We start from the raw sequence: 12,494 nt of genomic DNA on the forward strand, positions 1-12,494 counted from the left end.
GCCGGCGTGCTAGCCGTGCTGCGCGATTCCGTGCAAGACAAAAGAATATGTGTGCGGAACGTGTTTGGAGGGGAGAACTTTTGCGCAAGACCCGAGTCTATCTTGGCGAGTTGATTCACTTGCTGGAACAGCATTCTCTCCGAACTCAATTGAGGAGTGTTCATGCTTACCCAGGAAGATGATCAGCAGTTGGTCGAGCGGGTGCAGCGTGGCGACAAACGAGCTTTTGATCTGTTGGTGCTGAAGTATCAGCACAAGATTCTCGGGTTGATAGTGCGTTTTGTGCACGATCCTCATGAAGCTCAGGATGTTGCCCAGGAAGCGTTTATCAAAGCTTTCCGTGCACTGGCTAATTTTCGCGGCGACAGCGCCTTTTATACATGGCTGTACCGCATCGCCATCAACACGGCGAAGAATCATCTGGTGTCGCGCGGTCGTCGCCCACCAGAAAGTGATGTAAGCGCTGAAGACGCAGAGTTCTACGAGGGCGATCACGCACTCAAGGACATCGAATCTCCAGAGCGGTTGATGCTACGGGACGAGATTGAAAACGCCGTGCATCGAACCATTGAACAATTGCCAGAAGATTTGCGCACCGCGCTAACTTTGCGAGAGTTTGATGGTCTTAGTTACGAGGACATTGCGAGTGTCATGCAATGTCCAGTAGGTACCGTACGGTCGCGGATTTTCCGAGCCCGTGAGGCCATTGATAAAGTCCTGCAACCTTTGTTGCAGGGAGCCTGAGACAGCGGCGCTAGCCAAGAGAGGAATCGCCATGAGTCGTGAAGCCCTGCAAGAATCGTTATCCGCCCTTATGGATAACGAGGCAGATGAGTTGGAGCTGCGCCGTGTGCTCAGCGCCAGCGAAGACGCCCAATTGCGCTCGACTTGGGCGCGCTATCAAGTAGCTCGTGCAGTTATGCACAAAGATCTGCTGGTACCGAACCTCGATATCGCTTCGGCGGTGTCCAAGGCGCTCGCCGATGAGGCTGCTCCGGTCGTTGCTCCTGTAGCAGCGGTTGCGGGTCGCTGGCGTGGTCTGGGTCGCTTGGCAGTTGCTGCATCGGTGACTCTGGCTGTTTTGGCTGGCGTTCGTCTCTATAACCAGGACGAAGTGATGGGTACGCAACTGGCCCAGAACAATGTGCAGCCGACGCTGCCGATGCCGCAAGTGCAGGGCGCTGCTCTGCTGGCAGGTTATACCGAGAGCTCCGAGCCGGTTTCCGCTCAGCAATCCAAAGCTTCCACCCCGAGCCAATTGAACTGGCACGAGCAGCGCTTGCCGGGCTATCTGCGTCAACACGCGCAGCAAGCCGCGATGAGCACTTCTGACGGTGTGTTGCCCTACGCGCGTGCTGCAAGTCTGGAAAACCGCTGAGGAGGATCATGCGCGGACTTTCCTACCTGCTTTTGTTAGGTGGTGTGCTGGCCCAGCCAGTTAACGCCACCGACGCGCAAGATTGGCTGGGCCGCCTCGCCGAGGCGCAACAGCAGCAAAGTTTCCACGGAACGTTTGTCTACGAACGTAACGGCAGTTTTTCCACTCATACAATCTGGCATCAGGCCTCTGGTGGCGCAGAAGTGCGCGAGCGACTTTTGCAGCTCGACGGGCCAGTGCAAGAAGTGGTTAAGGTCGGGCGTCGTACCGAATGCGTGAGCGGTGGTTTGGCTGATCAGGTCGCCGAAGGTCAGAGTTGGCCCGCACGAGCGTTGGATACCAAACAACTGTCAGCCTGGTACGACTTGCGCATTATTGGCGAGTCGCGTGTCGCTGGGCGCGACGCGGTCGTGCTGGCGGTACTGCCGCGCGATCAGCACCGTTATGGCTTCGAGCTTCATCTGGATCGTGAAACGGGCTTGCCGCTGAAGTCGTTGCTGCTGAATGAAAAAGGCCAACTGCTTGAGCGTTTCCAGTTTTCCACTATCGAAATGACCCCTCCTTCAGAAGCTGACCTGAAACCAGGTTCGAGCTGCCAGCCCGTTCGCTTTGTCGAAAGTAAGGCCGTGGATCCGAAGGCGTGGCACTCCGAGTGGATGCCTCCAGGTTTTAATCTGAACAGCGCGGTCGAGCGCCACAGCGCGTTATCTTCCCAGCCCGTTGCATGCCTGATGTACGGCGACGGATTGGCGCGTTTTTCGGTTTTCCTTGAGCCGCTGAATGGTGCCACGGTTGAAGATGCTCGCACGCAGTTGGGTCCCACTGTTGCGGTTTCCAAACGCATCTCTACCACCTCGGGCGACGTGATGGTCACGGTTATTGGCGAAATCCCGTTAGGAACGGCCGAGCGTGTCGCGCTATCGATTCGCGCCGGGGACATGCAGGCGGTGCAATAACGCTGTCGAGATTTTCACGCGAGCGCTCAGTTACGGTTCGCGTGTTCACCATAGAGTCGTATGTCGCGTTCTTTCGGCGCGACAATTCATGTGGTACTTGCTTTTCCTTTATGGGAGCCGAAGTCAATGCTTAGCCTTAAATCTGGCTTATCTGCCTTTCTGACATTGTTTTTACTGGGGCAGACGTTAACTGCCCACGCTGAACTTCCTGATTTCACTACCCTGGTCGAGGCTGCCGCGCCGGCCGTCGTCAACATCAGTACGACGCAGAAGGTTCCGGATCGTGTCGCAGGCGCTTCCGGCCAGGACATTCCCGATCTGGAAGGTCTGCCGCCGATGTTTCGCGAATTCTTCGAACGCAACATGCCCCCGCAGCAACGCTCGCCACAAGGCCGCCAGCAACAGCGTGGCGCGCAGTCGCTGGGCTCCGGCTTCATCATTTCTCCCGATGGCTATGTGCTGACCAATAACCACGTCGTGACCGGCGCTGACGAAATTATCGTGCGCCTGTCTGACCGCAGCGAATTGAAAGCCAAGCTGATCGGCGCTGATCCTCGCACCGACGTGGCATTGCTAAAGGTTGAAGGCAAAAATCTTCCGGTCGTGAAAATCGGCAAATCCGAAGAGCTCAAAGTCGGCGCATGGGTGCTCGCCATTGGCTCGCCATTTGGCTTTGACCACTCCGCTACGGCCGGCATCGTCAGCGCGAAGGGGCGCAGCCTGCCGAATGAGAGCTACGTGCCGTTCATCCAAACTGACGTGGCGATCAACCCCGGCAATTCGGGCGGCCCGCTGTTTAACCTGAATGGCGAAGTAATCGGTATCAACTCCCAAATTTTCACCCGTTCGGGTGGCTTTATGGGCCTGTCGTTCGCCATTCCTATGGACGTGGCGATGGACGTGGCCAATCAGCTGCGAACCGAAGGCAAAGTCAGCCGCGGCTGGCTGGGCGTAGTGATCCAAGAGGTCAATAAAGACCTGGCAGAGTCGTTTGGCCTGGACAAACCAGCCGGCGCATTGGTCGCTCAAGTGATGGAAGACGGCCCCGCAGCCAAAGGTGGCTTGCAGGTCGGCGACGTCATTTTGAGCCTCAACGGTCAACCCATCGTCATGTCGGCGGACTTGCCTCACTTGGTCGGCCGTATGAAAGCGGGCAGCAAAGCCGAGCTTGAAGTGATTCGTGAAGGCTCGCGCAAGACCGTGGAATTGACCATCGGCAACCTGCCTGCAGACGACGATCAGGTCGCTGCCAACGGTGGCGGTGAGTCGGCCGTCGAGCGCAACAGCAATCGCATGGGCGTCAAGGTGGCCGAGCTCACTGCTGATGAGCGCAAAGCGCTTGATCTCAAAGGCGGCGTAGTCATCAAGGAAGTACAGGACGGTCCTGCCGCTCTTATTGGTCTGCGTCCGGGTGATGTCATCACTCACCTGAATAACCAGGCCATTGATTCGGCGAAGACCTTTACCCAGGTCGCGCAGGCCCTGCCGAAGAACCGCTCGGTGTCGATGCGCGTGCTCCGTGAAGGCCGTGCAAGCTTCATTACCTTCAAGTTGTCTGAGTGACGCTTAGTCGGTAATGCAAAAAAGGGCGGTCGTTACCGCCCTTTTTCGTGGGCGTCTGTCGGCGGCACGGGTGACGCCCCCGCCGCCGATCAGGTACACTTCCCGGCTATTTTTCGGCGGGCAATCTGCCTGCGGCCTTTTTGAGTGTTGATCCGTGAGTGACCTGAGTCATATCCGTAATTTCTCCATCATCGCCCACATCGACCACGGCAAATCGACCCTGGCCGACCGATTCATTCAGATGTGCGGCGGTTTGTCCGAACGCGAAATGGAAGCCCAGGTTCTCGATTCCATGGACCTCGAGCGCGAGCGCGGCATCACCATCAAGGCCCACAGCGTCACCCTCCATTACAAGGCGCGTGACGGCAAAACCTACCAGCTGAACTTCATTGATACCCCCGGCCACGTTGACTTCACTTACGAAGTCAGCCGGTCGCTGGCTGCCTGCGAGGGCGCATTGCTGGTAGTCGACGCCGGTCAAGGCGTTGAGGCGCAATCGGTCGCGAACTGCTACACCGCAATCGAGCAAGGCCTGGAAGTGATGCCCGTATTGAACAAAATGGACCTGCCGCAGGCCGATCCAGACCGCGTCAAAGAAGAAATCGAGAAAATCATCGGCATTGATGCCACCGACGCCGTCGCGTGCAGCGCCAAGAGCGGCATGGGTGTTGATGAAGTGCTCGAGCGTCTGGTGCAAACCATTCCGGCGCCCACCGGCAATATTGAGGATCCGCTGCAAGCGTTGATCATCGACTCCTGGTTCGACAATTACCTGGGCGTCGTCTCGCTGGTGCGCGTGCGCCACGGCTGCGTGAAGAAGGGCGACAAGATTCTTGTCAAGTCCACTGGCAAGATTCACCTGGTGGACAGCGTGGGTGTGTTCACGCCCAAGCACACCGCCACGGTGGACCTGAAAGCCGGCGAAGTAGGCTTTATCATCGCGGGCATCAAAGACATTCACGGCGCACCCGTTGGCGATACGCTGACCCTCAGCTCGACGCCTGACGTCGATGTGCTGCCAGGCTTCAAGCGAATTCAGCCGCAGGTTTACGCGGGTCTATTCCCGGTGAGCTCGGACGACTTCGAAGACTTCCGTGAAGCCCTGCAAAAGCTGACGCTCAACGACTCGTCGCTGCAATACTTGCCCGAAAGTTCCGATGCGCTGGGTTTCGGTTTCCGTTGCGGCTTCCTCGGCATGCTGCACATGGAGATTATTCAGGAGCGACTCGAACGCGAGTACGACCTGGACCTGATCACCACAGCGCCGACGGTAATCTTCGAATTGCTGTTGAAAAATGGCGAAACCATCTACGTCGATAACCCCTCGAAATTGCCAGATTTGTCGGCAATTGAAGACATGCGCGAGCCGATCGTGCGGGCCAATATCCTGGTTCCCCAGGAGCATTTGGGCAACGTCATCACCTTGTGTATCGAGAAGCGTGGCGTTCAGCGCGACATGCTGTTCCTGGGTACTCAGGTTCAGGTCAGCTACGACCTGCCGATGAACGAAGTGGTGTTGGACTTCTTCGACCGTCTGAAGTCCACCAGCCGCGGTTATGCCTCGTTGGATTACCATTTCGACCGTTATCAGTCGGCCAATCTGGTGAAGCTTGATGTGCTGATCAACGGCGACAAGGTAGACGCCCTGGCGCTGATCGTGCACCGCGACAACGCGCACTACAAAGGTCGCGCGCTGACTGAAAAGATGAAAGAACTGATTCCGCGGCAGATGTTCGATGTGGCCATTCAGGCTGCCATCGGCGGACAGATTGTGGCTCGCACCACCGTCAAGGCGCTGCGCAAGAACGTATTGGCTAAGTGCTACGGCGGTGACGTCAGCCGTAAGCGCAAACTGCTTGAAAAGCAGAAAGCCGGTAAAAAACGGATGAAGCAGGTCGGCAACGTGGAAATTCCACAAGAAGCCTTCCTCGCAGTGCTCAGGTTGGATGGTTAATACCTATGTCGTTCAATTTTCCGCTGTTGTTGGTAATCGCTGTCGCTGTCTGCGGTGTGCTCGCTCTGTTCGACCTGGTGCTGTTGGCGCCTCGTCGCAATGCAGCGGTCGCCGCCTACCAAGGGCAGGTGGCCGAGCCCGATCAAGCCGTGCTTGATCAGCTCAATCGCGAGCCTTTGCTGGTGGAATATGGCAAATCGTTCTTTCCGGTTTTGGCGATCGTGCTGGTGCTTCGCTCGTTCCTGGTTGAACCGTTCCAGATTCCGTCTGGCTCGATGAAGCCAACGCTGGAAGTCGGCGATTTCATTCTGGTGAACAAATTCGCCTACGGCATTCGCTTACCGGTGCTTGATACCAAGGTCATCGAAGTGGGCGACCCGCAGCGCGGCGATGTCATGGTGTTTCGCTATCCTAGCGAGCCGACCATCAACTACATCAAACGGGTAGTGGGTTTGCCGGGCGACAAGGTGCGCTACACCGCCGATAAACAGCTGTTCGTAAACGGCGAGTCAGTGGCTAAAAAGCTGCTCGGCGAAGAGCCCGGTTCCCTTGGCAGCGCCACGCTGTATCAGGAAAAACTGGGCGAAGTGGAGCACTTGATCCGCATCGAAATGAACCGCTACCGCGCCGATCCGGGCAACGAGTGGACCGTGCCTGCCGGTCATTACTTCATGATGGGCGACAACCGCGATAACTCGAACGACAGCCGTTATTGGAACGATCCGAAAATTCCGAAAGAATTGCTCGGCATGGTTCCAGACAAGAACATCGTCGGCAAAGCCTTCGCCGTCTGGTTGAGCTGGGCCGACCCGAAATTGCGCAACGTGCCGACTCTGTCACGCGTAGGCCTGATTCACTGATCTGTCGGCGCTGCGAAAACCAGCGCCGCACGCTATATATAGTCAGGCCCGCAGAGGCTGTGGACTTTTAAAAAAATACTGACACTGAGGTCAAACATGGCGCTTGCGCGTTCGCAGAAGGGTATGTCGTTGTTGGGGTGGATGTGCACCTTGGCTTTTTTGGCGTTCGTCGCCACCGCCGTCTTCAAGATGGTTCCTCATTACATGGACAACGCCGCCCTTTCTAAAACAATCACCTCGATTGAAACCGACAAGGCCGCCGACATTCGCACCGTTCCCGAGGTGTATGGCTACGTCGAGAAAGCGATGCAGCTCAACTCCATCAATAATCTGGATCCTAAAGAAGCGATGGACGTGAAGCTGGAGAACGGTGAATTCCTTATCCATCTCAAGTACGAACGTCGCGAGGCGCTGATCAGTAACCTCGATCTCGTCGCTCGTTTCGACAAAGAATTCCGCGTGCGTATGCCGTGAGTGCTGCTCTGAGTCGTTTAGAGCGTCAGCTCGGTTATACCTTCAAAGACCAGGATCTGATGATCCTGGCCCTCACTCACCGCAGCTTTGCCGGGCGCAATAACGAGCGTCTGGAGTTCCTCGGTGATGCCATCCTCAACTTTGTTGCCGGCGAGGCCCTGTTCGAGCGCTTTCCTCAGGCGCGCGAAGGCCAGTTGTCGCGTTTGCGCGCACGCTTGGTAAAAGGCGAAACCCTGGCCGTTCTGGCCCGCGGTTTCGATTTGGGTGAATACCTGCGCCTTGGCTCCGGTGAGTTGAAGAGCGGTGGTTTTCGCCGTGAGTCGATTCTGGCGGATGCGCTGGAAGCTCTGATCGGCGCCATTTATTTGGACGCTGGCATGGAAGCGGCGCGCGAGCGCGTGTTGGCGTGGCTAAGCTCAGAGCTCGACGGTCTGACACTGGTCGACACCAACAAAGACCCGAAAACCCGCCTGCAGGAATTCCTGCAATCGCGTGGCTGCGATCTGCCGCGCTACGAGGTGGTGGATATCCAGGGCGACCCGCACTGCCGGACTTTTGTAGTCGAGTGCCAGATCACCTTATTGAATGACAAAACCATCGGGCAAGGCGCCAGCCGCCGTATTGCCGAACAAGTAGCCGCAGCGGCCGCTTTGATTGCCCTTGGTGTGGAGAATGGCCATGACTGATTCAACCGCAACACGCTGTGGCTATGTCGCCATCGTCGGCCGGCCCAACGTAGGCAAGTCGACGCTGCTCAACCACATTCTTGGCCAGAAACTGGCGATCACCTCGCGCAAGCCGCAAACCACTCGCCACAACATGCTCGGTATCAAAACGGAAGGGGCCGTGCAGGCCATCTACGTCGACACACCCGGCATGCACAAGAACGGTGAGAAAGCGCTGAACCGCTACATGAACAAAACCGCATCGGCGGCGTTGAAAGACGTCGACGTGGTGATCTTCGTGGTCGAGCGCACCCGCTGGACCGACGAAGACCAAATGGTTCTGGAGCGCGTGCAGTACGTAGAAGGTCCGGTGATTCTGGCGATCAACAAAACTGACCGCATTGAAGATAAATCCGAGCTGATGCCGCATCTGGAATGGCTACAAGGCCAGCTGCCGAACGCGCAGATTGTGCCGATTTCCGCGCAGCACGGGCATAACCTCGACGCGTTGGAAGGCCTGATCGAGAAATACCTGCCGGAAAACGAGCACTTTTTCCCCGAAGACCAGATCACCGACCGCAGCAGCCGCTTTCTCGCCGCTGAGCTGGTGCGCGAAAAAATCATGCGTCAGCTGGGCGCCGAGCTGCCGTACCAGATCACCGTCGAAATTGAAGAATTCAAGCAGCAGGGCAAGACCTTGCACATCCACGCCTTGATTCTGGTGGAGCGTGACGGCCAGAAGAAAATCATCATCGGCGACAAAGGCGAACGCATTAAACGCATCGGCATGGATGCGCGCAAAGACATGGAAGTGCTGTTCGACTCCAAAGTCATGCTCAACCTTTGGGTGAAGGTGAAAGGCGGCTGGTCCGACGATGAACGCGCCCTGCGTTCGCTGGGTTACGCCGACCTTTAAGCCCCGTCGCTGCGAGGCTTCTCATGTTCAACAGCGCGCAACCGGCGTTCATTCTGCACAGCCGGGCCTACCGCGAAAGCAGCGCGCTGGTTGATTTCCTCACGCCACAAGGTCGGCTGCGCGCCGTGCTTCGTGGTGCGCGGGGCAAAGCGGGCACGCTTGCTCGGCCGTTTGTGCCGGTGGAAGTAGAGTTTCGCGGGCGTGGCGAATTGAAAAACGTCGGCCGCCTCGAAGCGGCGGGTATTCCCCGCTGGCTGCATGGCGAGGCGCTGTTCAGCGGTTTGTACCTGAACGAGTTGATCCTGCGCCTGCTGCCCGCTGAAGATCCCCATCCCGTTCTGTTTGAGCATTACGCTGCAACGCTCGAAGCCTTGGCCGCCGGCCGCGCGCTTGAGCCGTTGCTGCGCGCGTTCGAATGGCGCCTGCTCGATGAGCTGGGGTATGGTTTTGCCCTTGGCGAAGACCTGAACGGCCAGCCGGTCGTAGCCGATCAGCTTTATCGCCTGCTGCCGGACGCCGGTCTGGAACCGGTTCAGCTGTTTCAACCGGGGCTGTTCCAAGGCGCTGAATTGCTTGCGATGGCCGAGGCTGACTGGACGGCCCCGGGCGCGCTGGCCGCCGCCAAACGCTTGATGCGCCAAGCCCTGGCACCCCATTTAGGTGGCCGACCGCTGGTCAGCCGCGAATTGTTCATGACGTTGAAGGAGCCACCCCGTGACTGACGCCAACCGCATTCTGTTGGGCGTGAACATTGACCACGTTGCCACCCTGCGCCAGGCCCGCGGCACCCGCTACCCGGACCCGGTAAAAGCCGCGCTCGACGCCGAAGAAGCCGGTGCCGATGGCATCACTGTGCACCTGCGTGAAGACCGTCGGCACATTCAGGAGCGCGACGTGCTGCTGCTCAAGGACGTGCTGCAAACGCGCATGAATTTCGAAATGGGCGTGACTGAAGAGATGCTCAGCTTTGCCGAGCGCATTCGCCCGGCGCATATCTGCCTGGTACCGGAAACGCGCCAGGAGCTGACCACCGAAGGCGGCCTCGACGTCGCTGGCCAGGAAGCGCGAATCAAGGCAGCGGTCGAGCGCCTGGCGCGGCTGGGGTGTGAGGTGTCGCTGTTTATCGACGCCGACGAGCGCCAGATTGAAGCCTCGCGACGCATCGGCGCGCCGGCCATCGAGCTGCACACCGGCCGCTACGCCGACGCCCACACGCTAAGCGAAACCGCCGATGAACTGAAACGAATTGCCGACGGCGTCGCTTTCGGCCTGGCCCAAGGGCTGATCGTCAACGCCGGCCATGGTTTGCACTACCACAACGTGGAAGCGGTGGCGGCGATCAAGGGTGTTAACGAGCTGAACATCGGCCACGCGCTGGTGGCGCATGCGCTGTTTGTGGGATTCAAAACGGCGGTGGCAGAGATGAAGCAATTGATCGTGGCGGCAGCCAATCGCTGAGTCGGGTGGTTATTTGCGCGCCGTAATCACGGCGCGCATCGGCGCTGGCAGGCCTTCCACGGTTTTGCTGTGGTCGCTGGGATCAAGGAAGTGACTCAGCGACTGATAGCGCATCCATTCTGTGCTGCGCTGTTCCTCGACGCTGGTCACGCTGACGTCCACGCACTTCACGTCGCTTAAGCCGGCACGGCGCAGCCACAGTTCCAAGGCCGGTACAGAGGGCAAAAACCACACGTTGCGCATCTGCGCGTAACGGTCTTCGGGCACCAACACTTGGTTGACGTCGCCCTCGATCACCAACGTTTCCAGCACCAACTCGCCACCTTTAACCAGGCAGTCTTTTAGCGCCAGCAAATGCTCGATGGGTGAGCGACGGTGGTAGAACACGCCCATGGAAAACACCGTGTCGAAGCCTTCCAACCCTGCGGGCAAGTCTTCCAGGGCGAACGGCAGATGCCAGGCGCGGCGGTCCGGCAGGTAGCGTTGTACGGCCTGGAATTGGCAGAAGAACAGCCAGTTGGGGTCGATGCCGATCACGCTGTCGGCACCGGCACCGAGCATTCGCCATTGGTAATAGCCGTTGCCGCAGCCCACATCGAGCACGCGCTTGCCGCGTAAATCCAAATGCGGCGACACCCGCGACCATTTCCAATCCGAGCGCCATTCGGTGTCGACGTGCACGCCGAACAAGTCGAACGGGCCCTTGCGCCACGGCGACAAGCCCATCAGTGCCTGCCGCATCTGCGCGCGCGTCGCTTCGTCGCAGTCGCAATCCAGGCGCAGGCCGCTTTCCAGATCAATCTGTGTGGGATGCAAAGCGGGAAGGGCGTCCAGCGCGCCTTGCCAGCGTTCCAGGTCGCCGTGACCTTTTTCCATTTTGCTGTCGAGTTGCGCTTGCAAGCCATTGGCCCAGGTAGCCAACGGTGTGCCCGCCAAGTGGCGGACCAAAGGGGATAAATCAATCATGGCAAGGCAATCAACGAAGCGAAGTTCAGGCACTGAAACCACGGCACCACTTTGCTGAACCCTGCGGCCAGCAGGCGCTCGCGGTGTTGCTCAAGGCTGTCGGGTTTCATCACGTTTTCAATGGCGTTGCGCTTCTGGGCAATTTCCAACTCGCTGTAGCCGTTGGCGCGCTTGAAGGCAACATGCAGCTCGGTCAGCAGATCGTGTTCCTGTTCATCATCGAAGCGCAGTTTCTCCGACAAAATCAGCGCACCGCCCGGCAGCAACGCCTGGCGGATCTGAGTCAGCAACTGCAAGCGTTGCTCGGGCTGGATGAATTGCAGGGTGAAATTCAGCGCCACCAGTGAGGTGGGTTGCAGTTGCAGGCCAAGAATATCGGCCTCGACCACCTCGACCGGCAGCAACTCCTGAAACATCGAGTCCTGGGCATGCAGGTACTCGGCGCAGCGCTCGACCATGGCGCTGGAGTTATCCACCGCAATCACCCGGCAATCGCCGCAGGTCACATGGCGGCGCAAGGCTTGGGTGACCGCGCCCAGCGACGAGCCCAGGTCGTAGAGCACGCTGTGCGGCTGAGCGAACTGGGCCGCCAGCACGCCGATGTTCTCGACGATGGTCGGGTAGCCCGGCACCGAGCGTTTAATCATGTCCGGGAACACGCGCGCCACGGCTTCATTGAAGGTGAAGTCCGGCACGGAAGGCAGCGGCACAGCAAAGAGACGGTCGGATTCCTGGCTCACGATGGTTACGCTTGGCTCAAAAGGGCGCCATTTTAACCAGCTGCACGAGCGCCGCCAGCCCCTTTGGTGGCAAACGGGCTCAGCGGCAATGCGGTGGCGGAATCGGGTTACTTAACGGTGATGGGGCAGTCGAACAGCTCGGCCGGCGCGACTTCTGGTTCCCATGGACGGTGATAGGCCATCAGCAACTCGCCGGTGCCTGCCGAGGTGGCCTGAAAACGCCAGGTCGACACGCCCGCGCTGCCGACGATGCCGGCGTCTTCCGGGTTGCTGTAAACCTCTGGGCCAAGGCTGCGCAGCACGTTGGCGGCGGCATCTTTGGTTTGCCAGCGAAAGCCGGTGGTGGGGTTGCTGCTCAGGGTCACGATCAATTGCTGGCCGGGACGCAAGGTCGCCGGGCAGTCGCTCGACTTATCCACCTGGACGGCAACATTTTTGCCAGGTTGTTGGGCGCAGGCAGCGAGCAGAGCGATGCCGATCGGGAGAAGCAGGCGTGCAGCGGTCATGAATTGATCCTGTCCAAGGGGCGATGAGTGGCGGCAAGCATAGCGCCAAATTATGGCG

Annotated in this window: 14 protein-coding genes; 11 read left to right on the forward strand and 3 right to left on the reverse strand. The window is 58.6% G+C overall.

What is annotated here, in order from left to right:
• Positions 1–162: 162 nt before the first annotated feature.
• The 11 genes from rpoE to pdxJ all read left to right on the forward strand — a co-directional run bounded on the left by rpoE (position 163) and on the right by pdxJ (position 10,224).
• Entirely contained in the window at positions 163–744 is a 582-nt protein-coding gene (rpoE, locus tag AC0IW7_RS17590) for an RNA polymerase sigma factor RpoE/AlgU (protein WP_108095477.1), read from the forward strand.
• A 31-nt stretch (positions 745–775) separates the two neighbouring features.
• Positions 776–1,378, forward strand: a complete 603-nt coding sequence (locus tag AC0IW7_RS17595; protein ID WP_471819700.1) for a sigma-E factor negative regulatory protein — start codon at positions 776–778, stop codon at positions 1,376–1,378.
• 8 nt (positions 1,379–1,386) lie between these two features.
• Positions 1,387–2,334 carry a MucB/RseB C-terminal domain-containing protein gene (locus AC0IW7_RS17600; protein ID WP_471819701.1) on the forward strand — a complete coding sequence of 316 codons (948 nt, stop codon included), beginning with the start codon at positions 1,387–1,389 and terminating at the stop codon, positions 2,332–2,334.
• Positions 2,335–2,460: 126 nt separating this feature from the next.
• On the forward strand, positions 2,461–3,897 hold the full coding sequence (locus AC0IW7_RS17605; RefSeq protein WP_471819703.1) for a DegQ family serine endoprotease: 1,437 nt from the start codon (positions 2,461–2,463) through the stop codon (positions 3,895–3,897).
• Positions 3,898–4,051: 154 nt separating this feature from the next.
• The gene (gene lepA / locus AC0IW7_RS17610; RefSeq protein ID WP_122452876.1) at positions 4,052–5,851 is read left to right on the forward strand and encodes a translation elongation factor 4; all 1,800 of its coding nucleotides are present in this window, start codon (positions 4,052–4,054) and stop codon (positions 5,849–5,851) included.
• Between the two features lie 5 nt (positions 5,852–5,856).
• Positions 5,857–6,711: a signal peptidase I gene (gene lepB / locus AC0IW7_RS17615; protein ID WP_122493823.1), complete on the forward strand. Its 855-nt coding sequence runs from the start codon at positions 5,857–5,859 to the stop codon at positions 6,709–6,711.
• Positions 6,712–6,807: 96 nt separating this feature from the next.
• Positions 6,808–7,185 (forward strand): DUF4845 domain-containing protein, encoded by a 378-nt coding sequence (locus AC0IW7_RS17620; protein ID WP_471819704.1) that lies wholly within the window; start codon positions 6,808–6,810, stop codon positions 7,183–7,185.
• Entirely contained in the window at positions 7,182–7,871 is a 690-nt protein-coding gene (rnc, locus tag AC0IW7_RS17625; protein WP_471819705.1) for a ribonuclease III, read from the forward strand. The genes AC0IW7_RS17620 and rnc overlap by 4 nt, the downstream gene beginning before the upstream one ends.
• Entirely contained in the window at positions 7,864–8,766 is a 903-nt protein-coding gene (era, locus tag AC0IW7_RS17630; RefSeq protein ID WP_471819706.1) for a GTPase Era, read from the forward strand. The genes rnc and era overlap by 8 nt, the downstream gene beginning before the upstream one ends.
• A gap of 23 nt (positions 8,767–8,789) precedes the next feature.
• Positions 8,790–9,488, forward strand: coding sequence for a DNA repair protein RecO (recO, locus tag AC0IW7_RS17635; protein ID WP_471819707.1), 699 nt, complete (start codon positions 8,790–8,792; stop codon positions 9,486–9,488).
• Positions 9,481–10,224: a pyridoxine 5'-phosphate synthase gene (gene pdxJ, locus AC0IW7_RS17640; RefSeq protein ID WP_471819708.1), complete on the forward strand. Its 744-nt coding sequence runs from the start codon at positions 9,481–9,483 to the stop codon at positions 10,222–10,224. The genes recO and pdxJ overlap by 8 nt, the downstream gene beginning before the upstream one ends.
• Positions 10,225–10,233: 9 nt before the next feature.
• Here pdxJ and cmoB read toward each other — a convergent pair whose 3' ends face one another.
• The 3 genes from cmoB to AC0IW7_RS17655 all read right to left on the reverse strand — a co-directional run bounded on the left by cmoB (position 10,234) and on the right by AC0IW7_RS17655 (position 12,436).
• The gene (cmoB, locus tag AC0IW7_RS17645; protein ID WP_471819709.1) at positions 10,234–11,190 is read right to left on the reverse strand and encodes a tRNA 5-methoxyuridine(34)/uridine 5-oxyacetic acid(34) synthase CmoB; all 957 of its coding nucleotides are present in this window, start codon (positions 11,188–11,190) and stop codon (positions 10,234–10,236) included.
• Complete coding sequence (gene cmoA, locus AC0IW7_RS17650; protein WP_471819711.1) at positions 11,187–11,930, reverse strand: carboxy-S-adenosyl-L-methionine synthase CmoA; 744 nt, start codon at positions 11,928–11,930, stop codon at positions 11,187–11,189. Before cmoA ends, cmoB begins: the two co-directional genes overlap by 4 nt.
• A gap of 107 nt (positions 11,931–12,037) precedes the next feature.
• Complete coding sequence (locus AC0IW7_RS17655; RefSeq protein WP_122493816.1) at positions 12,038–12,436, reverse strand: protease inhibitor I42 family protein; 399 nt, start codon at positions 12,434–12,436, stop codon at positions 12,038–12,040.
• Positions 12,437–12,494: the final 58 nt, after the last annotated feature.

This window comes from Pseudomonas sp. AC229 (assembly GCF_979254655.1).